Annotated in this window: 19 protein-coding genes; 6 read left to right on the top strand and 13 right to left on the bottom strand. The window is 75.3% G+C overall.

Annotation, left to right across the window (positions count from 1 at the left end):
- Nucleotides 1-53: 53 nt before the first annotated feature.
- Nucleotides 54-1,568: a purine-cytosine permease family protein gene (locus tag QSK45_RS17920; protein WP_285558005.1), complete on the bottom strand. Its 1,515-nt coding sequence runs from the start codon at nucleotides 1,566-1,568 to the stop codon at nucleotides 54-56.
- A 134-nt stretch (nucleotides 1,569-1,702) separates the two neighbouring features.
- Nucleotides 1,703-1,852, bottom strand: coding sequence for a hypothetical protein (locus QSK45_RS17915; RefSeq protein ID WP_285558003.1), 150 nt, complete (start codon nucleotides 1,850-1,852; stop codon nucleotides 1,703-1,705).
- Nucleotides 1,853-2,022: 170 nt separating this feature from the next.
- On the opposite strand from QSK45_RS17915, the gene QSK45_RS17910 reads away from it, so the two are divergent.
- Both QSK45_RS17910 and QSK45_RS17905 read left to right on the top strand, forming a co-directional pair.
- Nucleotides 2,023-2,217: a DUF2795 domain-containing protein gene (locus QSK45_RS17910; RefSeq protein ID WP_285558002.1), complete on the top strand. Its 195-nt coding sequence runs from the start codon at nucleotides 2,023-2,025 to the stop codon at nucleotides 2,215-2,217.
- 206 nt (nucleotides 2,218-2,423) lie between these two features.
- The gene (locus tag QSK45_RS17905) at nucleotides 2,424-3,506 is read left to right on the top strand and encodes an NAD(+)/NADH kinase (RefSeq protein ID WP_285557999.1); all 1,083 of its coding nucleotides are present in this window, start codon (nucleotides 2,424-2,426) and stop codon (nucleotides 3,504-3,506) included.
- A gap of 85 nt (nucleotides 3,507-3,591) precedes the next feature.
- On the opposite strand, the gene QSK45_RS17900 is transcribed toward QSK45_RS17905, so the two are convergent.
- Both QSK45_RS17900 and QSK45_RS17895 read right to left on the bottom strand, forming a co-directional pair.
- Nucleotides 3,592-4,056 carry a DUF7144 family membrane protein gene (locus QSK45_RS17900; RefSeq protein ID WP_285557997.1) on the bottom strand — a complete coding sequence of 155 codons (465 nt, stop codon included), beginning with the start codon at nucleotides 4,054-4,056 and terminating at the stop codon, nucleotides 3,592-3,594.
- A gap of 34 nt (nucleotides 4,057-4,090) precedes the next feature.
- Nucleotides 4,091-4,582 (bottom strand): SHOCT domain-containing protein, encoded by a 492-nt coding sequence (locus tag QSK45_RS17895; RefSeq protein ID WP_285557996.1) that lies wholly within the window; start codon nucleotides 4,580-4,582, stop codon nucleotides 4,091-4,093.
- A 406-nt stretch (nucleotides 4,583-4,988) separates the two neighbouring features.
- Here QSK45_RS17895 and QSK45_RS17890 point away from each other — a divergent pair, with 406 nt between their 5' ends.
- Nucleotides 4,989-5,561 (top strand): potassium channel family protein, encoded by a 573-nt coding sequence (locus QSK45_RS17890; protein WP_285557994.1) that lies wholly within the window; start codon nucleotides 4,989-4,991, stop codon nucleotides 5,559-5,561.
- A gap of 51 nt (nucleotides 5,562-5,612) precedes the next feature.
- On the opposite strand, the gene QSK45_RS17885 is transcribed toward QSK45_RS17890, so the two are convergent.
- The 6 genes from QSK45_RS17885 to QSK45_RS17860 all read right to left on the bottom strand — a co-directional run bounded on the left by QSK45_RS17885 (nucleotide 5,613) and on the right by QSK45_RS17860 (nucleotide 11,927).
- Nucleotides 5,613-5,810, bottom strand: a complete 198-nt coding sequence (locus QSK45_RS17885) for a DUF8691 family protein (RefSeq protein ID WP_085563090.1) — start codon at nucleotides 5,808-5,810, stop codon at nucleotides 5,613-5,615.
- A 113-nt stretch (nucleotides 5,811-5,923) separates the two neighbouring features.
- The gene (locus tag QSK45_RS17880) at nucleotides 5,924-8,647 is read right to left on the bottom strand and encodes a winged helix-turn-helix domain-containing protein (RefSeq protein ID WP_490993583.1); all 2,724 of its coding nucleotides are present in this window, start codon (nucleotides 8,645-8,647) and stop codon (nucleotides 5,924-5,926) included.
- Nucleotides 8,648-8,744: 97 nt separating this feature from the next.
- Nucleotides 8,745-9,266 (bottom strand): peptide-methionine (S)-S-oxide reductase MsrA, encoded by a 522-nt coding sequence (gene msrA / locus QSK45_RS17875; RefSeq protein ID WP_285557991.1) that lies wholly within the window; start codon nucleotides 9,264-9,266, stop codon nucleotides 8,745-8,747.
- A 190-nt stretch (nucleotides 9,267-9,456) separates the two neighbouring features.
- On the bottom strand, nucleotides 9,457-9,606 hold the full coding sequence (locus tag QSK45_RS17870; protein ID WP_285557989.1) for a hypothetical protein: 150 nt from the start codon (nucleotides 9,604-9,606) through the stop codon (nucleotides 9,457-9,459).
- Nucleotides 9,603-9,725, bottom strand: coding sequence for a hypothetical protein (locus QSK45_RS17865; RefSeq protein WP_285557987.1), 123 nt, complete (start codon nucleotides 9,723-9,725; stop codon nucleotides 9,603-9,605). Before QSK45_RS17865 ends, QSK45_RS17870 begins: the two co-directional genes overlap by 4 nt.
- A 528-nt stretch (nucleotides 9,726-10,253) precedes the next feature.
- Nucleotides 10,254-11,927, bottom strand: coding sequence for a sigma-70 family RNA polymerase sigma factor (locus QSK45_RS17860; protein WP_285557985.1), 1,674 nt, complete (start codon nucleotides 11,925-11,927; stop codon nucleotides 10,254-10,256).
- A gap of 2,097 nt (nucleotides 11,928-14,024) precedes the next feature.
- Between QSK45_RS17860 and QSK45_RS17855 the strand changes: the two genes are divergently transcribed.
- Nucleotides 14,025-16,436 (top strand): SpoIIE family protein phosphatase, encoded by a 2,412-nt coding sequence (locus QSK45_RS17855; RefSeq protein WP_285557982.1) that lies wholly within the window; start codon nucleotides 14,025-14,027, stop codon nucleotides 16,434-16,436.
- Here the strand turns inward: QSK45_RS17855 and QSK45_RS17850 are convergent.
- Entirely contained in the window at nucleotides 16,433-17,308 is an 876-nt protein-coding gene (locus tag QSK45_RS17850) for a class I SAM-dependent methyltransferase (RefSeq protein WP_285557981.1), read from the bottom strand. The genes QSK45_RS17855 and QSK45_RS17850 overlap by 4 nt on opposite strands.
- 146 nt (nucleotides 17,309-17,454) lie before the next feature.
- On the opposite strand from QSK45_RS17850, the gene QSK45_RS17845 reads away from it, so the two are divergent.
- A complete protein-coding gene (locus QSK45_RS17845) occupies nucleotides 17,455-18,039 on the top strand; it encodes a TetR/AcrR family transcriptional regulator (protein WP_285557979.1) in 585 nt (194 codons plus the stop codon).
- Nucleotides 18,040-18,058: 19 nt separating this feature from the next.
- Here the strand turns inward: QSK45_RS17845 and QSK45_RS17840 are convergent, their stop codons facing one another.
- Entirely contained in the window at nucleotides 18,059-18,775 is a 717-nt protein-coding gene (locus QSK45_RS17840; protein WP_285557977.1) for an FAD binding domain-containing protein, read from the bottom strand.
- Nucleotides 18,776-19,038: 263 nt separating this feature from the next.
- On the opposite strand from QSK45_RS17840, the gene QSK45_RS17835 reads away from it, so the two are divergent.
- On the top strand, nucleotides 19,039-19,428 hold the full coding sequence (locus QSK45_RS17835; RefSeq protein WP_285557975.1) for a hypothetical protein: 390 nt from the start codon (nucleotides 19,039-19,041) through the stop codon (nucleotides 19,426-19,428).
- Between the two features lie 285 nt (nucleotides 19,429-19,713).
- On the opposite strand, the gene QSK45_RS17830 is transcribed toward QSK45_RS17835, so the two are convergent.
- Nucleotides 19,714-20,583, bottom strand: a complete 870-nt coding sequence (locus QSK45_RS17830) for a universal stress protein (RefSeq protein ID WP_285557974.1) — start codon at nucleotides 20,581-20,583, stop codon at nucleotides 19,714-19,716.
- Between the last annotated feature and the right edge of the window lie 16 nt (nucleotides 20,584-20,599).

The raw sequence follows: 20,599 nt of genomic DNA, 5'->3' as shown, positions 1-20,599 counted from the left end.
GAGCGGGCCCCGGGCATGCGTACGAACCGGAAGAGGCGACCGGGCCCTGCCTCTCAGGCCCTGAGGACCTCCTCGCCCGGCGCCGGGCTCGGCGCCAGCGCCTCCTGGGCGCGCACCCGGCGCCGGCCGAGCAGCAGGGTGCCGAAGAAGGAGAGGACGAGGGCGATCACGACGCCCAGGTTGGCGTACGCCCACGCGCCGGTCCGGCCGCCGAGTCCGAACGGGCCGAGGAGATAGCCCTGCCAGCCCAGCCAGTGCGCGGCGGTGTTGGTGACCAGACCCCAGCCGACGGCCGTGGCGGCGAGGGTGAGCACCGGGGGGATCAGCGGGACGTCGCCGTAGCGGCCGTGCGGGCGGAACAGGTCGCCGTCGTCGTAGTCGCGGCGGCGCAGCGCGAGGTCGCCCAGCATCACGCCGGACCAGGCGGCGATGGGCACGCCGAGGGTGGTGAGGAAGCCCATGAACTGGCCGAGGAAGCCGTCGGCGAAGAACACGATGTAGATCGAGCCGGCGATCATCAGGCAGCCGTCCCAGAGCGCGGCCAGATAGCGGGGCACGCGCAGTCCGGCGGAGAGCAGGGCGAGGCCCGAGGAGTAGATGTCGAGGACGGCGCCGCCGACCAGGCTGAGCACGGCGACCACGGCGAACGGGACCAGGAACCAGGTGGGCAGGATCGTGGTCAGGGCGCCGATCGGGTCGTCGGCGATGGCCCGGCTCAGCTGGGGCGAGGAACCGGCCAGCAGCACGCCGAAGACCAGCAGCAGCACGGGGGCGAGCGAGCCGCCGAAGGTGGTCCAGCCGATCACGCCGAGGCTGGAGGAGTCGCGGGGCAGATAGCGGGAGTAGTCGGCGGCGGCGTTGATCCAGCCGAGTCCGAAGCCCGCCATCATGAACACCAGCGCGCCGATCATCTGCTGCGCGGACCCGCCCGGCACCGCCTTGACGGCGGTCCAGTCGACATGGTGGGCGACCAGGCCGACGTAGACGAGGGTCAGCACGCCGGTGATCACGGTGATGGCGGTCTGGAGCCGCATGATCAGGTCGAAGCCCATGACGCCGGCGACCACGGTCAGCGCGGCCACCACCATGAGGGCGACGACCTTGGTCTCGGTGCCGCCACCCCAGCCGAGGCTGGTGAAGACGGTCGCGGTGGCCAGGGTGGCGAGCGAGATGAGAGCGGTCTCCCAGCCGACGGTGAGCATCCAGGAGACCACCGAGGGCAGCCGGTTGCCGCGCACCCCGTAGGCGGCACGGCTGAGCACCATGGTGGGCGCCGAGCCGCGCTTGCCGGCGACCGAGACGAAGCCGCACAACAGGAAGGAGACGACGATGCCGAGGGTGCCGGCGACGAGCGCCTGCCAGAAGGAGATGCCGAAACCGAAGGCGAAGGCGCCGTAGCTGAGGCCGAGCACCGAGACGTTCGCCCCGAACCAGGGCCAGAAGAGCATGCGCGGGGTGCCTCTGCGGTCCGCGTCCCCGATCACGTCGAGCCCGTGTGTCTCCAGCTGGATCGGGCGGGTGGCGGCTCTGCCGTCGGTGATGCCGAGGGGGTCGTGCGGATGCGTCATCACGGCCTACCTGTCTGACGTGTCGAGATCACGCTAGGTCGCCGCCGCGGGGGCCGCAACGCAGCGGCGACCGGGCCGCGGCGGGTCCGGGCGCGTCCCGGCCCGGAGCCGCCGCGGCCTCGGAGGCGTCCCGGTCAGTCGCCGCTCTCCGGTACGTCCTGCTCGGGACTGTCCTCGGCCGGGCCCTCGGCCTGGGACGGCGTGGTGCGGGTCGGCTGCGCCGCCCCCGCGTCGTCCGGCTCCCGCTCGCCCTCGGCCTGGGAAGGGGTGGTGTACTCGCTCATCTGGGCCTCCCCGGCCATCCGTACGTGTCGGCACGCCCCGGGTACCCGCCCGGCGCGGACGCCATGAGCGGGCGGACGGGTGAATCCCCGGGCCCGGACGGGTACCTGAGCGGTCCGGCGCAGCATGCGGTGCCGGGCGACAGGACTCGTCCTCACCGTCTGGAGGAGCGATGACCGGTATCAGCCCCCCTGATCTGCAGAAAGCCCTGTCCGGCGTGGAGTACCCGGCCGATTCCGAGCGGTTGCGCGAGGTCGCGGAGCACAACCACGCCCCCAAGGAGGTCACGGAGCGCATCTCGCACCTCGGGAAGCGCACGTTCGAGAACCCGGCGGAGGTCAGCAAGGCCGTGTTCCAGCAGGAGTGACCGCGACCGACCGCCACGAGTGGCCGGTCGTCATCCGGCGGGCGCGCGGGACCGGGTGTGGCCCCGGCCCCGCGCGCCTCGTCGTGCCGCCGGTGCCGGGAGGGGTACGCCGGTGCCGTCCGGCGGCGTGGCGTGCGCGAGGCCCGTGGCGTCCCCGGCGAGGATGGCGCTCGGCGGGTGCCGGCTGGGAGGCGGGTGGTGCGGGTATGACGGTGAACCGTGTCGGCCTGGTCGTGCACGGCGGGCGCGCCGAGGCTCAGGCGGCCGCGCGGGCGGTGCGCGAGTGGTGCGCGGAGCACGCGGTCGCCTGCACCGACATCGACGTGTGGCAGGAGGGCGCCCGGCACAGCTCCCGCGAGGAGGTCGACGCGGCGGGCGACCCGGACCTGATCGTCACGCTCGGCGGCGACGGCACCTTCCTGCGCGGGGCACGGCTCGCGGCGCGGAACGACGCGCTGGTGCTCGGCGTGGACCTCGGGCGGGTCGGCTTCCTGACCGAGGTGCCGGCCCCGGCGGTGCGGGCCGCCCTGGACGCCGTGCGCGAGGAGCGGATCACCGTGGAGAGCCGGATGCTGCTCACCATGCGCGCGTCGTGCCGGCTGGAGGTCCCCGCGCGGATGGAGGCGCTGGTCGAGTACGGCCGCGGGCCGATGCTGCCGCCGCCCCGGGTGCGCGCGGACTGCACGGCAGGCGGTGACTGGGGCGTCGCCCTGGACGTCACCGCGCTCAACGACGTCGTCCTGGAGAAACTGACCCGGGACCGGCAGGTGTCGGTCGCGGTGTATCTGGCCGGCCGGCTCCTCGCCTGCTACTCGGCGGACGCGCTGCTGGTCGCCACGCCCACGGGCTCCACGGCGTACAGCTTCGCCGCCGGAGGCCCGGTGGTCTCGCCCCGCGCGGAAGCGCTGGTGTTCACGCCGGTGGCGCCGCACATGGTGTTCAACCGCTCGGTCGTGGCCGCCCCGGACGAGCCCGTGGCCCTGCGGGTGCTGGAGCGGTCGGGCCAGGCCGCGGTCAGCATCGACGGCGAGTTGCGCGGTGTGCTGGGACCCGGGGACTGGATCGGCGTGTACGCCGCGCCCCGCCGTCTGAAGGCGGTACGCCTCGGCCCGATGGACTTCTACGGCCGGCTGCGCGAGCGCATGAACCTCACCGACGCGCCGGCCGCCCTCGCCGACGGCCGGGCCACCCCGCTGTGGCCGGTGGCCTCCCCGCCCCCGGGCGACCTGGCCCACCTGGCCCTGCCGCGCGCGCCGGGCGCGCCTCCTGGTGGGTCAGCGGGTTCGTGAGGCCCGGGGGGCGGCGCTTCGGCGACGTGAGGCCCGGGTGCGGCGCTTCGGCGAGGTGGTGGCAGTCGCCCACAGGGCGCGCGGTTCAGTCGAACAGGCCCCGGCCGCCCTCCTGGCGGACCACGCACAGCGCCCAGATCGTGAACCCGGCGAGCGCGATCATCACGATCGACCAGACCGGGGAGTACGGCAGGGACAGGAAGTTGGCGATGATGATCAGCGCGGCGATGACCACGCCCGCCGCCCGCGCCCACGCCGACACCTTCATCAGTCCCAGGCCGACGACGACGGCGACGGCACCCAGGATCAGGTGCACCCAGCCCCACCCGGTGAGGTTGAACTGGAAGACGTAGTTGCGGGTGGTGAGGAAGACGTCGTCCTGGGCGATCCCCATGATGCCGCGGAAGATGTCCAGGATGCCGGTGAGCAGCAGCATCACGGCGGCGAATGCGGTCAGTCCGGTCGCCCACAGTTCCTTGGTGGTGGGCTCGCGCGTGGTGCCTGCGCCGGCGCCGGTGCCGGCGTTGTGGTGCGCGTGGGGTGCGCTCATCGTGCCACCTCGCTTCTCTGCGGTGTGCGGTACGTCAGTGCGGGGAGCTGGAGGAGACCGCTCCCGAGCGGCCGGGTCCGGTGCCTTCCGGCCCCGTGCCCGCGGACGGGCCGTGGGCGGCGAACACCATGTCCTTCGCCCGGCGGAACTCGTCCTCGGTGATGTCGCCGCGGGCCTTCATGTCGGAGAGCCGGGCGAGTTCGTCGGCGCTGGAGGTGCCGCCCCTGGCGGTCTCGCGGATGTAGCTGTCGAGGGCCCGCTGCTGTGCGCGGGCCTGTTCGACCTCGCGGCGGCCCATGCCCTTGCCGCGGGCGATCAGGTAGACGAAGACGCCCAGGAACGGCAGCAGGACGACGCACAGCAGCCAGGCCGCCTTGGCGGCACCGCCCAGGGAGTCGTCGCGGAAGATGTCCATGACGACCCGGAAGAGCAGCACGAACCACATGATCCACAGGAAGAACACCAGCATGGACCAGAAGACGCTCAACGCCGGATAGTCATACGCGAGGTAGGTCTGGACGCTCATGTCGCTTCCTCCGTCCCGGGTCCGCGCCCGGTAGTCGGTCAACCGCCCTTCCCAGGCTGCTCTTCGCGCGGCCGGGAACGCCTCACCCTGGGCGGGTGAACGGCGGTCCTCCTACGGGCGGCCGTCATGAAGGGGCGGCCCCGTCGGGATCCCGCTCCCGTCCGGGATCGGGCCGTTTCGGCCCTGCGGACCCGGATCGCGCGGCGGAGGTCATGGCTCCTCCGTCCCGTGCCCGAGGTCGCGCCCGGCCGGCCGACGGGGCCTTGTGCGGGGACCTCACCAGCACAGCGTCGCCCGTCGCGGCGCGTACCGGATCACCCCTGGCGGGTGATCCGTGCCGGGGGGCGGGGCGCTGAGCTGGGTAGAGCGGGCGGCAGCCCGCGGCGAAGCGGCGGAAGAGACAACGATGACCGAACAGGCGGGACGCGCTCCGTCCGGTGGCACCCGGGGACCCGGGCTCGGCGAGTGGCAGGGCCGGGCCGCGGCCGCGTCCTGCGCACGGGCGCTCGCCATCCTCACCGGTCTGGTCGTCGCGTACTACCTGGTGCCGCTGGAGGCCGGCACCACCCTGGCGACCGCCGTCCTGCTGCTGTGCGGTCTCCTCGCGGTCGTGCTGGTCTTCGGCTGGGAGGCGTGGATGATCACGCACTCCCCGCATCCCCGGCTGAAGGCGGTGGAGGCGCTGATCGCGACGGTGGGCCTGTATCTGGTCGTCTTCGCCAGCGTCTACCACATCATCGAGCACGACACCCCGGGCTCCTTCAGCGAGCCGCTGACCAGGACGGACGCCCTGTACTTCGCCCTGACCACGTTCAGCACCGTGGGGTACGGCGACATCACCGCGCTCTCCGAGGCGGGCCGGGTCACGGTGATGTGCCAGATGGTGTGCGGCCTGCTGCTGGTGGGCGTGGCCGTACGGCTGCTCGCGGCGGCCGTCGAGGCGGGGCTGCGCAGGAAGGGGCCGGGGCGGGAGCCGTAGCAGGGCGGGAGGGGACGGGCCCGTGGCCCCCACTGACGGGGCCCGTGGCCCTCACTGAGGTGCCTGGCGCATCTCCAGGACGCGCAGGCCCAGGGACTGGCAGCGGGCCAGCAGCCCGTACAGGTGCGTCTCGTCCAGGACGCGGCCGAACAGGATGGTGTGGCCGGACACCACCACGTGGTCCAGCTCCGGGAACGCCTTGGCCAGCGTCTCGGTCAGCTCTCCGTCGACGCGAATCTCGTAGCGCATGAGGTGCCTTCCCCGCGTGCCGCGGACGGGCGGACCCTGCCCCTCTTCCTGCGATCCTGCGCCCCTGCCCGCCGCCCGGCCTCACCCGCCGCAGGTGATGTCGGCCGGCCCGGTCACAGCAGGCCCAGTTCCCGGGCGCGGCGCACGGCGTCGTGCCGGCGGTTCACGCCCAGCTTGCGGTAGGCGCTCTTGAGGTGCGTCTTGACCGTGTTCACGGAGACGAAGAGGTCGGCGGCGATCTCCTCGGTGGACATCATCTCGGCCAGCCGGACCAGCACATCGCGTTCGCGGCCGGTCAACTCCTCGACCACCGGCGCCGGTTCGGCCGCGGGTGCGGTGCCGTCCGGGGCGGGGGCGCCGGGCAGCAGCCAGCCCTCGGCGAGCGCCCGCAGCGGGGCGGTGGCGAGCAGGGGCCGCAGCCAGGGCCCCGCCTCCCGGAAGGGCCGCCGCAGCCGGTCCCGCCGGGCCTCCCGCAGCGCCTGCGCCACGAACCGGCGCCGGGCCTCGCGATCGCCCTCGACTCCGGCGAGCTGGGCTTCGGCCAGGGCCGCCCGTACGGCGGTCACGGTGCCGAGGCCCTGCCGCGGGCGTATCCGGTCGAGCAGGTCACCGGCGTGCGCGGGGCGGCCCGCCGCCAGCTCCGCACGGGCCGCGTCCACCAGGCACAGCGGGTCCTCGCCGGGCAGTTCCGTCAGCAGCTTGGCGGCCAACGCCGGTCGCCCTTCGGCGAGATGGGACCCGGCGACCACCAGCGCCGCCTGTGCCTCCACCCACGGGGACGGCTCCCGCGCCACGACCGTCCGGTCGGCCGCCTCGAGCGCGCCCTCGGTGTCGCCGCGGGCGAGCAGGAGCCGGGCGATGACGAGGGCGTGCTCGGCCCTGCTCGCCGGATCGCACCCGGGTCGCCGGACGTCGTCGGTCAGGGAGTCGAGGAGTGCCTCGGCCCGGTCGAGTTCGTCGCGGTCGGTGGCGACGGCGGCGAGGACGAGCGTGGCCAGAGCGGCTCCCGGGGGCGCGGAGGTGCCCGTGTGGTCGGCGTCGGCGAGCGCGGTGAGCGCCTTGCGCTCGGCGCGGCCGGGGTGACCGTCGAGGTGGTCGAGCAGGGCGAGTTGGGCGAGGCATTCCTCGCCCACCCGCGCGGCCGACGGGCGTACCGCCGCCGTACGGCCCGCGTCCGCGACCGCGGTCAGGGCCGCGCGGGCCTCGGTGAACCGTCCCGCCCACAGGTGGGCCGCGCCGAGGTGGGCGCGGAGCAGTGCGGTCAGTTCGGGGTGGAGGTCCAGCAGGCGGCCGGGGACCTCCCGGCGCAGTTCCTCGGCGCGCCGTGCGGCCGCCTCGGCCTGTGCGGGGGAACCGGTCAGCCGGGCGGCCAGGGCCTGGAGGAGGGTGCAGCCGAGGCGGGCGGCGGCCGGGTCGGACGCGGTGGGCGCGATGCCCTTGGCCGCCGGCCGCGGCTCCCGTGCCAGCGTCCGCGCGGCCCGTTCCAGGATCGGCAGACCCCGGTCGAGATCGCCGAGGGACAGCGCGCGGGCCGCGCGGACGAGGTCGGTGGCCGGGGTCCGCGGCTCGGGCCCCATGGCGGCGAAGAGCGCGGCCAGGGATTCGGCGCGCGGACCGGCGAGGAGTTCACCGAGGGCGAGATCGCCGACGAGGGCTTCGGCCGCGCCCGCCCAGTCGCCCGCGGCGGCGGCGTGCTCCAGGGTCTCGCCGAGCGGGCCCGAGTGCCGCAGCCAGCCCGCGGCCCGGCGGTGCAGCTCGGTCTCCAGGCCGGGGTGGCGGGCCCGCAGATGGGCCCGCAGGATCTCCCGGAACAGCGGGTGGAGCCGGAACCAGGAGTGCCCGAGGTCCTCCACGAAGGCGTTCTCGCGGTGCAGGCCGGTGAGGATCAGCTCGGCGTCGGCGCGCCCGGTGAGCGCGTCGGCGAGGGCGGGGCAGAAGCGGTCGAGAACGCTGATCCGCAGCAGCAGGTCCTGTGTCTCGGGGCGCTGCCGCCTGAGCACCTCGGCGATCAGGTAGTCGCCGATGGTGGTGCGGTCGGCCTCGAACTCCCTCAGGTACGACCGCGGGTCGCGCTCCCCCTGCGCGGCCAGGGCGCTGAGCCGCAGCCCGGCCGCCCAGCCCCGGGTGCGGGCCAGCAGCGCGGCGACCTCGTCGGGGGGCAGGCGCATGCCGTGCAGTTCCAGCAGGGCGGCGGCCTCTTCGGGGGTGAAGGCCAGCTCGTCGTTGCGGATCTCGGTGACGGCGCCGGCCGCCCGGTAGCGGTGCAGCGGCAGCAGGGGTTCGGTGCGGGTGACGAGGACCAGGCGGACGCCGGTGCCCGCGTGTCGCAGCACGAACTCCAGCTGGTCGGCGATCTCCGGGTCGGTGACGCGGTCGTACTCGTCGATGACCGCGGTCACCGGTGCCGCGCGGGCGCTGAGTTCCGCGGCGAGCCGGGTGAGCAGCGCGTCGTCCACGCGGCCCGCCTCGGCGGGGAGGCCGACCTCATCGGAGAGGGTCGCCCCGGCCCGCCGCAGAGCCTGGAGGAGGTAGGCCCAGAAGGTGCCGCGGCCCTTGTCGGCCATCTGTGCGGTGAGCCAGGCGACGGGTCTCCCCCGGCGGGCGGCCCAGTCGGCGACCAGCAGCGTCTTGCCCGCTCCGGCGGCCCCGCCCACCACGGTCAGCGGGGTGCCGGGGGCCGCGTCCAGGTGCCCGAGCAGCCGGTCGCGGCGCAGGTAGGTCACCGGCAGGGTGGGGATCGCGAACCGCGTCCGCAGGAACGGGTCCCCACACGGATCGGCGGGCCCCTGGGGGTCCGCTCCGGTCTCGTCCGGCACGCCCATGGTGGTCACCACCATCGTCGTCGGGTCGCGGATCACGCGTTCCGCTGCTCTCCCAGGATCTCCCCTGGGCGACGACGCGCCACACGAGCCGGTGTCCGCGCGGCGGGGTGGCTCAGTCCGTCGCGGCCGACGCGCGGCGCGGCAGCCTCCAGTTCGGACGCGGGAAGTGGCAGGTGTAGCCGTTGGGGTAGCGCTCCAGGTAGTCCTGGTGCTCGGGCTCCGCCTCCCAGAAGTCGCCCACCGGCTCGACCTCCGTGACCACCTTGCCGGGCCACAGGCCGCTCGCCTCGACGTCGGCGATGGTGTCGACGGCCGTGCGGTGCTGCTCCTCGCCGTCGTAGAAGATCGCGGAGCGGTAGCTGCGCCCGATGTCGTTGCCCTGGCGGTCCCGGGTGGTCGGATCGTGGATCTGGAAGAAGAACTCCAGGATGTCGCGGTAGCTGGTGACCGCGGGGTCGTAAAGGATCTCGATGGCCTCGGCGTGGTCGCCGTGGTCGCGGTAGGTGGCGTTCGGGGTGTCGCCGCCGCTGTAGCCGACGCGGGTGGAGACCACGCCGGGCTGCTTGCGGACCAGGTCCTGCATGCCCCAGAAACAACCGCCCGCCAGTACGGCTCGTTCGGTTCCCGCTGTCATCGGTCGCTCCCTGATTCGTCCGGCCCCGCACCCTGTCGACGTGCCGGTGGCACGGTCGTCCAGCCTAATACCGCCCGCGGGCGAGGGCGAAGGGCCGCCGCGGGCGCGGGCGGTGGGCAGGCGCTCAGGTACGGCGGGAACCGGTCGAGACGGCGCGGTATCCACCGGTTCGCCCGGCCCGTCAGGAGCATCACGGCCGGAACCGGCACCAGCGGACCACCGTGGCGTCCACGATCACGCTGATCGCCGGGCCCAGGGCGAGCGTCTTCACGACGACGGTCGGCGAGGCGGTGAAGGACAGGGACACGGTGGTCGTGATGACCGCCGCGGCGGAGATCACGCGGGCGGTGGCGGACAGCCCCTCCCCACGGCGAGCAGGAAGACGAGGACCAGGACGATCCCGACGACGAGCGGCAGCCGCCCACCGATCGTGGCGCGGAAGTCCGCCTGCCCCGCCACGGTGCCGGTGGGACAGGCCCGCGCCCGGTGCCGTGCAGGGCCGTCGGCAGGGTCCGCCCGGAGAGGGTGTCGAGCTCGTCCGGGCCTTCGCCGGCTTCGAGGAGCGGCTCGCGGTGCTGGTGCGGCGAGGGCTCCCCGCGAACGCGCCGGACACCGGTCCGCGGGCGGCCGTGATCGCGGGCGCCGCCCTCGCCGCCGTGCGAGCCGTACTGCGCACCCGGCGGGCGCGTCGGGCATCGAGGACGTGGAACCGGCGCCGTCGCGGCGGGCCTTCGGGTTGCCGCGGGAAGATCGGATCAGGCGGACGGCGGTGACGGCGGGCCGCCGCGGCACGAACGGCGGCGGCACCGGGCCCGAGTGACGCGGACGGCGGTGACGTCGGCCGCCCGCGACGAGTCGTGCCGACGGGTGGAGCCGGCCTCTACGGAGCCGGCCGGCCACGGAGCCGACCGCCTTGCCCAACCGCCCCGAAGCCACCCGTGCCGGCCCCTCGGGCGGTCCCCCGCCCAAGGGGTCAGGAGGACGGCGTCACATCTTCGTGCCGAAGTCCTGGGTCCACCAGGGGCCGCCCGCGCCCTTGTGCACGCCCACGCCGATGTTCCTGAACGAGCAGTTGAGGATGTTGGCGCGGTGGCCCGAGCTGTTCATCCAGGCGTCCATCACGGAGGCCGGGGTCTGCTGGCCCATGGCTATGTTCTCGCCGTACGTGGACCACCGGTACCCCGCGGCGGTGATGCGCTGCCCGGGGTCGGCGCCGTCCGGGTTGACATGGTCGAAGAAGTGGCGCGCGGCCATGTCGTCGGAGTGCGCCTGCGCCGCCTGCTGGAGCTGCGGATCCTCGGTCAGCGGGGCGCAACCGGCGTTCGCGCGCTCCTTGTTGACCAGCGCGACCACCTGACCGACGGTGTCCCCGGACGGCGGCGGCGCCGTGGTCCGCACCGGGGCCGGCGGGGTGGTCGGGCGCGGCGTCGGCGTGCTCCTCCTCGTGGGGCTCGGGCTCTTGCCGGGCACCTTCTTCCCGGGCTTCTTCGGCTTCCCGGACCTCGACGCCGACGGGGACGGGGAGGGGGAGGCGGGTACGGCGCTCGGCGTGGAGAGGTCCGCCACGGAGGCGCCCGCGCTCCGGTCGGCGGCCGTGTCGCTGGTACGGGGCCCCGGGTCGATGCCGAAGTACCAGAGTCCGGCGCCCGCGACACACGCCGCGAGGATGCCCCCGACGGCCCGGCGCCGGATGCGCCGGCGCCGGCGGGACGCGCCGCGTGAGCCGTTCCGCCCGTCGCCGCGCCCGCCCGAGCGGTTGCGCGCGGCCCGCCGTCCGGCCCCGGAACCGGCGCCCGCGCCCGAACCGCCCGAGCCCGACCGGCCGTCGAACGGGCTCGTCGCCGCGACCGGCGCCATCCCGCCCGGGGCGGAGCGCAGCGCGGCGAGGAGCGCGGGCGCCGCGGGGACCAGTGCCAGACCGGCCAACAGCCCCTCCGCGGGCATCAGCCCGCTCCACAGCCCGGAGCAGCGCGGGCAGCCGCGGGCGTGCCGGGCGATCCGCTTGCGCCACAGCGCCGAGGGTCTGCCGTCCCAGGTGGCCAGCACGGTCCGCAGTTCCTCGCAGCGCGGCCGCGCGTCGAGCGCCCGTACCACCACCCGGGCCGCCTCCAGTTGGGCCTTCATCCGCTGCACGCGGACCGCGGTGTGCTCGGGCTTCAGATCCAGGGCCGCCGCGACCTCCGCGCGGGTCAGCTCGCCCGCGCACTCCAGCCACCACAGCGAGAGCAGCCCCCGGTCGTCGGGCTCCAGCCAGCGCGTGGCGTGCGCGGTCTCCTGGCGCTGGCCCGACAGCTGGAGCCGCACCACCGTCAGGTCCACGAAGTCCGCGCCCGGATCGGCCAGGTCGTGCGCCTCCTCCACGGCGGCGGGCGCGGACAGCCGGGCCTGCCAGTGGTCGCGGACCTGGTTCATCGCGATCGCGACGAGCCAGGAACGGAACCGCTCGGGGGTGCGCAGCCCGCCCAGGCCGTCGAGGGCGCGCAGCATGGTCTCCTGCACCACGTCGTCGACGTCCACCGAGCCGTTCAGCGCGCGCCCCACGATGTTGTAGACCAGCGGAAGGTACGCGCCGACCAGGGCGTCCTGGGCCGCCGCGTCACCCTCGCGGGCCGCGGTCACCAGGGCCGCCGTCTCCACCGCGTCCGTGTGCCGTGTGCTCATCAGTTGTTTCCCGTCCTCGACGCCGAACGATTGTTCCCGACGACTGGGAGACCGTTCGAAGGGGCTGGGATAACAGTTGTCCGGGGACGTTTTCCGGCCGCATCGCGGCGCGGGTTTCCCGTCACAGGAACGCGACCGCCCGGCGCGGACCAAGTCCCTCATGCCGGCGCGGAGTTCACAGGGCGGGGTTGTCGTCCACGCCCCCGCGAGCGGCGCGGCGACGAACGGCGCCACGGGGAGGAAGAACGACGACGGTTCCGCGTTCACCCCGGCCGAAGCCCGGACCGTCGGGAACCTCACGCGCGGAACGGCGTGGGGCGCCTCGCCTTCCGGTCGGTCGACCGGGACCAGCCGTGCGGCGGCAGCGCCGATCCCCTGCCGACGTGCGGTGAGATCACCCCGAGCGGCCCGGCCCGCACGGACGCTTGCGTGCCGTACGCGGGCGACGGGAGCGGCGGCAGGAGCAGCGGCTTCTCGCTGTCCCCCCTCCCCCGGCTCCGCGTCGGTCGCCCAGGGCGGTTCCACGGCGGCGACGGTCGCCACGGCCACCACCTCCGGCAGCGCCGAGTCCGTCGCCCTCTCCGCCTCCGGCGCTCCCCCGGCGTCGCCGCCTCCTCCAGCCCGGCGTCGGTGACCCACGGCGACACCTCGGCGCCGACGGCCGTGGTCGGCCGGTCGGTGGCGACGGGCACCTACCCGATCACCGTCACCGGAACGGGCACCGGCGGCACCCACGGCGTGACGTCCACGCTCACCGCCGCCACCGGCGTGGGCGGGGGGAGCGAAGTGGGCCGGCCGACGCCGGGTTCGAGGGCGGCGCCCGCGGCCCCTGGACCCGCACAGGCGCCGGCCCGCTGTGACCACCCCGGTCCGCTCGGCGGCCACACCCTCCGGTCACGCCGACGCCGCCGGTCACCCGGTCGCCCGGTGCCCGCAGGTGCCGGGCACGCGGTGATGCGTGAGCCTGGAGGGGTGTCTGGTGTTCCCGCCGGCCGGATCCCGGCGCCGTACGCCGCCCCGGCGCGCCGGGCGATCCAGGTGACCCTGGTCGCCGCGGCAGGTTTCTGCTCCTTCCGCTACGGCCTCGACCGCCCCATCGCCGCCACCTGCGCCCTGTTCGCGGAGGTTCACCTGCTCGACGTGCTGGTCGGCAGCGCGACCGGCGCCGTGTTCGGGCTGCCGGCCTGGCCGCGCGGCGCCCATGACGAGCTGCGGTTCGCGGCGGCGGAACTGCTGCGCCGGGCGGCCGGGATCGTCGTGGCGACCAGTGCCTCGGCGGCCCGGGAAGGGCCGGCGGCCGTGCCTTCGGGGATGACCCGGGCACCGTTCGCCGCGGCATGCCGTGATCCCCGCGGAGTCCGCGTACGGCCAGTTCCGGAGCGAGCCCGCGCCGTTCGGGGGCGGGGGCGCGGTCCCGCGCCGCTCGGTGTGGGCTGGCAGGCGGCGCTGATGGCCGGGCACCACACCCTGTGGGGTTCCGAACGGCTGCCGGAGCCGCCGTACACCGGCCTCGGCCCCGCGGCGGCGACGGTCGCCGGGCTCGGGGACCGTGTGGCCGGGATGCTGCCGGTCTCGGCGGCCCTAGATCGCGGCGGCGACACCCCGTCGGGCCCGGTGCCCCGCCTCGCCCGCTCCCTCCCGGGCGCCGACGCGGAACCATCCGGCTGCACCACGGCTGCACTACGCCACCGTGTCCTGGCTGGACTCCCTCATGGCCGATCTGTCCAGGATCGCGCGGGGCGACGGCGAGGCGGGGGCGACGGGGCCCGAAGGGGAAGGCGGTGGTGCGCGGGGCGGAACAGATGGTGCAGAAGCGGGAGGCGGGGGTACCGAGAGGGGGTCCGACCGTGCCGGCAGCGGATGACGCGGTACCGACGGCGGCCCGGGTGGTTCCGGACCCCGCCGCGGACCGGCTCCCGCGCTCCGACCCCGCCGGGTCGCTGCGGTACCCCCGTCCGCGGGTAGGCGTGAAGTGAGGCCGGGCTCGGTCTCCCCGCGTACGGCGCCGCGCCGACCACGGTGCACGCCCTGCCCGGCGGGCGCGGGCCGGACACGACGGCGTCGGCCGTGCGGGCCGGCGGAAGGAGCGAGAGCGGGATGAGCGGAGGGATGCGGCGCCCGGACCGGGAGGAGCCCGGCACGGCGCGGGCCGAGCCCGGGGCGGAGCACGTCGCGCGCCCCCAGGCCGAACATGCGGCGAAGCCCCGGGAGGACCAGGGGGCGACGTCCCCGGCGAACCGGCCGCCGGGGACCCGTGCGGACCGGATCCCGGGGTCCACGACGGACCGGACCACGGACACCGAGGCGGACCGCACCCCGACGTCCCCCGCGGACCCGAACGGGGAAACCCGGCCCGGCCACACCACCGCACCCCCCACGGACCCGGCCCCGGAGACCGAGGCGGACCACACCGCCGAGGCCCCCACGGACCCCGCCACGGAAACCCGGCCCGACCCCGCCACCAAGTCCCTGGAAGACCAGGCTTCCGCGCCCACCGGGCTGCTGGATCTGCTCGGTGTCGCCGCCGTGCTGCTGGAGGCCGACGGCCGGATCGACATGTGGAGCCCCCAGGCCGAGGAGTTGTTCGGTTACGACCGCGCGGAGGCGGTCGGGCAGTACGCGGCGCTCCTGCTGCTGCGCCCCGAGCACCGGGACGCGGCGATCCGGCTGTTCGCCGAGGTGATGGAGACCGGGCGGGGCTGGGCGGGGGCGTTCCCCGTCCGGCACAAGGACGGTGGCACCAGGGTCGTCGAGTTCCGCAACATGCGGCTGACCGACCACCTCGGCGACCACTACGCCCTCGGGCTGGCCACCGACCGCTCCACCCTGCGCCAGGTGGAGCGCGGCGCGGCCCTGTCCGCCCGGCTCGTCACCCAGGCCCCGATCGGGCTGGCCGTCCTCGATCCCGAGCTGCGCTATGTGACCGTCAACCCGGCCCTGGCGGCCATGTACGGCCTGCCCAGGGCGGATCACGTCGGGCGGCGCTTCGGCGAACTGCTGCCCGACAGCGCGTTCCAGGAGGTCGCGGCCTGGATGCGCGGGGTCCTGGACACCGGGGTTCCCGTGGTGAACCGGCAGGTGGTGGGCCGTACCGCCGCCGACCCGGACGACGATCACGCCTGGATGACCTCGCTGTACCGGCTGGAGGACCACCAGGGGCACGTCCTGGGCGTCGCCATGGTGGCGGTGGAGGTCACCGACCGATACCGCGCGGCCCAGGAGGCCGAGCGGGCCCAGCGGCGGCTGCGGCTGATCGCCCGCGGCTCGGCGCGCATCGGCACCACCCTGGAGGTGGAGCGCACCGCCCAGGAACTGGCCGACGTCCTGGTACCCGACCTGGCCGACATGGCCGCCGTGGACCTGCTGGACAGCATGCTGCGCACGGGCCGCACGGACCCGGGCGACGGCCCGCCGCTGTTCCGCGCGCTGGCGGTGAAAACCGCCTACCACACCGACGCCGCCGCCGCGCTGGTGCCACCCGGGCGGCTCACCGTCTACCACGCCGGCCACCCGGCGGCCCAGAGCGTGCGCAGCGGACGCCCCGTGCTCATCACCCATCTGGACAGCGGCGAGGTCGGCCGGGTGGCCGCCGACGCAGAGGCCGCCCGGCTGCTGGCCCGAGCCGGTGTGCACACGGACATGGCCGTCCCCCTGATCGCCCGTGGCCAGTGCATCGGTGTCATGGGCCTCGCCCGCGCCCGCAATCCGCTGCCCTTCGACGCCGACGACCTGGCGCTGGCCTGCGAGCTCGCCTCGCGCGCCGCGCTGAGCATCGACAACGCGGTCCTGCACCAGCACACCCGCAGCACCGCCGAGGCCCTCCAGCGCAGCCTGCTGCCCCAGCTCTCCCCCTGCCACCCCGGCCTGGAAATCGCCGCCCGGTACCGGCCCGCGCAGGCGATCGGCGAGGTCGGCGGCGACTGGTACGACGTCATCCCGCTGGACGGCGACCGCACCGCCCTCGCGGTGGGCGACGTGATGGGCAGCGGGATCCCGGCCGCGGCCACCATGGGGCGGTTGCGCACCGCCACCTCCACGCTGGCCGACCTCGATCTCGACCCGGCGCGTGTCCTCGCCCACCTCGATCGGATCACCCTCGGTCTCGACCCCTACATCGCCACCTGCGTCTACGCCGTCCACGATCCGCGCCTGGGCCGCCTGGAGGTGGCCTCCGCCGGACACCTGCCGCCGGTCCTGATCCCGTCCGACGGTTCACCGCGCCTCCTCGACCTGCCCACCGGCACCCCGCTGGGCGTCGGCAGCGGGCCGTTCGAGTCCACCACCCTCGACCTGCGCCCCGGCGACCAGATCGTCCTGTACACCGACGGTCTGGTCGAGACCCGCGACGACCCGATCGACATCCGCCTGGCCGAACTCGTCCGGCTCCTGTCCCCGCCGTCCCCCTCCCCGGAGGAGACCTGCGACCGCCTCCTGCGCGAGCTGCGCCACCCGGCCGGCCACGACGACGTCGCCCTCCTCATCGCCTGTGTGCTCCCGCTGGAGTCCTAGAGTCCCGGGGCCGTCGCGGGCGCCGCCGGGCGGACCGCCGTCACCAGCCAGGACGTGCTGGGGAGGCGGACCGTGCCGTCCTCGGCCCGGTGGGAGCGCAGGTGTTCGGTCAGGGCGTGGCGGGCACGCTCCCGTGTCGCGGCGTCGGCCTGTCGCATCAGGTGGCGGCCGGGGCCCGTGCCCAGGAGGAAGTCCGCGGCGTCCGCGGCGTCGCGGCCCCAGGTGCCCGGCGCCTGCGCCGGTTCGACGGTGACGGCGGTGAAGCCTGCCGCGGTGAGGACGCCGTGGACGCGGTCACGGGAGGCCAGGGAGAACATGCCGGGCAGTCCGGGCCTGCCGAGGTCGCCGAACGGCAGGATGTCGCGCAGGGACGCCAGCGCCGCCGTCCCGCCGTTGAGAGCGGCGTCGGCGGGGCAGACGAACGCCAGGCGTCCGCCGGGGCGCAGCGCCCGGCGGATGTTGCCGAACGCCGCCACGGGGTCGGCGTAGAACATCACCCCGAAGCGGCTGATCGCCGCGTCGAACGCGCCCGGTTCGAAGGGGTACACCTGCGCGTCGCCCTGGACGAAGGAGACGTTGGCGATGCCCTCGCGCTCCGCGCGGGCCCGCGCCTCGGCCAGCATCGGGCCGGACAGGTCGATGCCCAGTGCGTTCCCCCGGGGGGCGCGGAGCGCGGCGCGGCGCGTGGTCTGCCCGGAACCGCAGCCGAGGTCGAGGACCCGGTGCGTCGTGCCGGTGACCGCGGCGGCGTCGAGCAGCGGCTCGTCGAAGCCCTCGTTCACGGCGTTCCATCGGTCCTGGTTGCGTGCCCAGTGGGTGCCTTCCGGGCCGTTCCACGCCTGCGCCTGCTCGGTGTTGACGATGTCCGGCACGGGGCCTCCTGCGGTGGACGAGAGAACGGACGATAATGGGCGTTCGCCCAAACTGTATGGGCGGGCGCCCATTCCCCGCAATCCCGTTACCATCCGGGGAGTTCCGCCCCTCGCGGGCGATGACGGCAGGACGGAGGAGAGGGCCCATGTCACCGCGCGGAGTAGCGACGCCGGACGTGCGCGAGCGGCTGTTCGCGGCGGCCGAGCGCGTCGTGGACAGGGACGGCCCCGGCGCGCTCACCAGCCGTGCCGTCACCACCGAGGCGGGCTGCGCCAAGGGGCTGTTGCACGCGCACTTCGAGGGGCTCGACGAGTTCGTGGCCGAGCTGTGCCTCGACCGGTTCGCGCGGACTGCGGTGAAGGCGCGAGCACTGCCGGGGCTCGCCGGGCAGGGCACGGTGGCGCGGAACCTCGACTCCGTCGTCCTCGCGCTGTTCGAGTCCGGCGGCCCCGCCCTGTCGGGCCTGGCCATGACCCGCCCCGCCGCCGCGTCACGCGTCCGCGCGGCCCTGGAGGGCGGGGCCCCGGGCTTCACCGCGATCGAGGAGGCCGTCACCGGCTATCTGGAGGCCGAGCAGGGGCTCGGCAGGGTGGCGGCCACCGTCGACCCGGGCACCGCGGCACTCGCCATCGTCGGCACCGCCCACCACCTCCTGATGACGAGCCGGCCCGGCACAGCCGACCCCCGGGCCGCCATGACGCGCCTGGTGGCCGCCCTGGTGCACGCCTAGGGCAGCAGACCCCGGCGGCTCACCGCTCGCGCTCCAGCAGGGCGAGCACCTGGGGCCGTACGACCGTCCACGCGGCGGCGGGCAGATCACCGAGGGCGGTGGCGCGCAGGGTCTGGAGCGTCTCCTCGGGACCGGGGCCGGCTACGGCGGTGCCGGCGAGCACGTCGTAGCCGTCCCGCACCGCGACCCGCACGACGTGCCCCGCGCCGTCACCGGGGTGGAGGGCCGAGGCCGCCACGAGGGGCGGCGGACCGCCCGCGTCGGCCGGGAGCTTGCGGTAGGCGCAGGCGATCGGGGCGCGCCAGCGGAGGCCGAGCAGCAGGGGGCGCTTGGCGATGACTTCGGCCAGGTCCGTCTCGTGGACGCCGTCGGTCTCCAGCACCGTCGCCCGCGCGTCGAGGACCAGCGCGGCGGGAAGCAGACAACGCAGCGTGCTGCCCACGAGGTTGCCGCCGACGGTCGCCGTCCGGCGCACGGCCCCGGTGCCCACGCCGCCGGCCGCGAGGCGCAGCACGTCGGGCACCCGGCCGTCGATCCGCCCGAGGAGCACGGCGGCGCCGAGCGTCTCGGGTCCGATGACGTTGGCCTCCGGCAACTGCCTTAGTGAAATGGCCAGTTCGGGGAAACCGTCGCGCTGCCAGGTGGCCCAGACAAGCGTCGCCCCGCCGACCGGGACGGCTCCCTCCGCCAGGCACTCCCGGGCTTCGGACACGGACGCGGGCAGACGCAGCAGCACGGTGACCGACCTGCCTTCCTCGGGGAGAACCGCAGTCTGCTCGCGCGGGCGGGGGCGCGTACAGGGCTCACACGGGGCACGCCCGGTGAACTCGGGCGCTGCGCGGGGAAGTCGGCCGGTGGCGGGAAACGCGGGTCCCGCGGGCGGGACCACCGGCCCCGGCCCCCGGGCCGGCCGGCCCCTGGGGGCGGGGCCGGCGCAGGGGGACGCTGGGTGCGCTGCACCGAACGATCAGCACGCAACGATCAGAAGGAGTGGAGCACATGACTGCCAGGGACACCGCGGTCCACGCCCCCGAGGCCCCCGTCGCCGTACGTGTGCGGGCCGACGGCGAGATGGACGAGGAGGACCTCGCCTACCTCCGTGAGAAGGTGGAGGCCGTGCTCGGCCGGCCGGGCCTGCCGCCCGTGAGCGGCGAGATCCGGATCGTCAGGGCGTCCGCCCACCACGTCGGACAGCCCTGGACCGCCGGCGCCGAGATCCGGGTGGGCGGCTACCTCGTCGTCGTCCACGCCCGCGAGTCCAGCGCCCGCGAACTCGCCGACCGCCTCCAGGACCGCCTGCGCAGCCGCACCGACCGCGTCACCCACCGCGCCCACTGCACCCGCAGGACGGCGACGCCGCCGCCCTGGCGGGGCGGCACGGCGGCGTGAGAGGCCGTCGGCGGCGACCACGTCGACCGAGGAGAACCGCGGGGGCGCCCCGCCGAACCGGCACGGCCGGGTACGGCGGGGCGCCCCCGTCCCCGTCGGCCGGAACACGTCACACGGCTCTCCCCTCACGCGACACGGCTCTCTCCCCCTGCACGGCCCGCACGGCCCGGCGACCGACCGCCGCGACGCACCCGCACGTCCGCCCCGCGCACAACCCCGAACACGCCGACGCGCCCCGCCCGGACCATCCCGAGCGGGGCGCGCGGCGCCTCGTGTCCGTCACCCTCAGTCGTGCGGCACCACCGCCACCGGCGCCTTCGCGTGGTGCAGCACCGCATGCGTCACCGGCCCGATGTGCGTGCCGAACGACGCGGGCCGACGGCGCCGGCCGACGACCACCAGCCCGGCCTCGTGCGACGCCTCGACCAGTTGCAGCGACGCGCTCCCGTACCCGCACTCCTCGGTGACCTCGACCGCGGGGTACTTCTGCCGCCACGGCTTGAGCACCTCGGTGAGCGCGGCCTCCTCCTGGAGGGACCATTCCTGGTCGAAGGTGGGGTCGGCGGCGAAGCCGTAGACGTAGTACGACGGCATGGACCACGTGCGCACGGCCCGCACCGACGTCCCGCGCCGCTCGGCCTCCTCGAAGGCGAAGGCGAACACCGCCTCGTCGGGCGCGGTGGTGTCGACGCCGAGGACGACCGGGCCCTTCGCGGCGCCGTCGTCGTGCTTCCGCCCGGACCGCACCAGGACGACGGGCCGTCCGGCACGGGCGACCACGGAGAAGCCGACGGAGCCGACGAGGTAGCCACCGACCCTGCCGAGGCCCCGCGAACCGAGCACCAGCAGCTCGGACTCCTCGGCGACCGCCGCGAGCACCTCCCCCGGGTAGCCGTCCCGGTGCTCGGAGCGCACCTCCAGGTCGGGGTGGCGCAGCCGCAGTTCCTCGGCCGCCTCGCGCGAGATCCGCTCGCTCCAGTGCCGCTGCGTCGCCGTGCCGATCACCGGGTCCGCCGCCATGGCCTCGGTCACCGGCTCCCACACGTGCACCAGACGCAGCGGCAGGCCGCGCAGCCGAGCCTCGGCTGCCGCCCACTCCGCGGCGGTACGGCTCTCGGGGGAGCCGTCGAGGCCCACGGTGACGGTGCGGGACATGACGTCCACCTCCTGT

It is taken from the genome of Streptomyces hygroscopicus subsp. hygroscopicus, from assembly GCF_030269125.1.
GTDB lineage: Bacteria > Actinomycetota > Actinomycetes > Streptomycetales > Streptomycetaceae > Streptomyces > Streptomyces hygroscopicus_C.
Note: the sequence above shows the minus strand (reverse complement) of the source record. Positions and strands in the feature narration are given on the sequence as shown.

Excerpts from the sequence above, each read along its gene's own strand:
- QSK45_RS17830 (WP_285557974.1), bottom strand. The coding sequence starts at position 20,583 with ATGTCCCGCACCGTCACCGTGGGCCTCGACGGCTCCCCCGAGAGCCGT.
- QSK45_RS17905 (WP_285557999.1), top strand. The coding sequence starts at position 2,424 with ATGACGGTGAACCGTGTCGGCCTGGTCGTGCACGGCGGGCGCGCCGAG.
- msrA (WP_285557991.1), bottom strand. The coding sequence starts at position 9,266 with ATGACAGCGGGAACCGAACGAGCCGTACTGGCGGGCGGTTGTTTCTGG.
- QSK45_RS17845 (WP_285557979.1), top strand. The coding sequence starts at position 17,455 with ATGTCACCGCGCGGAGTAGCGACGCCGGACGTGCGCGAGCGGCTGTTC.
- QSK45_RS17920 (WP_285558005.1), bottom strand. The coding sequence starts at position 1,568 with ATGACGCATCCGCACGACCCCCTCGGCATCACCGACGGCAGAGCCGCC.
- QSK45_RS17910 (WP_285558002.1), top strand. The coding sequence starts at position 2,023 with ATGACCGGTATCAGCCCCCCTGATCTGCAGAAAGCCCTGTCCGGCGTG.
- QSK45_RS17835 (WP_285557975.1), top strand. The coding sequence starts at position 19,039 with ATGACTGCCAGGGACACCGCGGTCCACGCCCCCGAGGCCCCCGTCGCC.
- QSK45_RS17915 (WP_285558003.1), bottom strand. The coding sequence starts at position 1,852 with ATGAGCGAGTACACCACCCCTTCCCAGGCCGAGGGCGAGCGGGAGCCG.
- QSK45_RS17855 (WP_285557982.1), top strand. The coding sequence starts at position 14,025 with ATGAGCGGAGGGATGCGGCGCCCGGACCGGGAGGAGCCCGGCACGGCG.
- QSK45_RS17890 (WP_285557994.1), top strand. The coding sequence starts at position 4,989 with ATGACCGAACAGGCGGGACGCGCTCCGTCCGGTGGCACCCGGGGACCC.
- QSK45_RS17860 (WP_285557985.1), bottom strand. The coding sequence starts at position 11,927 with ATGAGCACACGGCACACGGACGCGGTGGAGACGGCGGCCCTGGTGACC.
- QSK45_RS17880 (WP_490993583.1), bottom strand. The coding sequence starts at position 8,647 with ATGGTGGTGACCACCATGGGCGTGCCGGACGAGACCGGAGCGGACCCC.
- QSK45_RS17885 (WP_085563090.1), bottom strand. The coding sequence starts at position 5,810 with ATGCGCTACGAGATTCGCGTCGACGGAGAGCTGACCGAGACGCTGGCC.
- QSK45_RS17900 (WP_285557997.1), bottom strand. The coding sequence starts at position 4,056 with ATGAGCGCACCCCACGCGCACCACAACGCCGGCACCGGCGCCGGCGCA.
- QSK45_RS17895 (WP_285557996.1), bottom strand. The coding sequence starts at position 4,582 with ATGAGCGTCCAGACCTACCTCGCGTATGACTATCCGGCGTTGAGCGTC.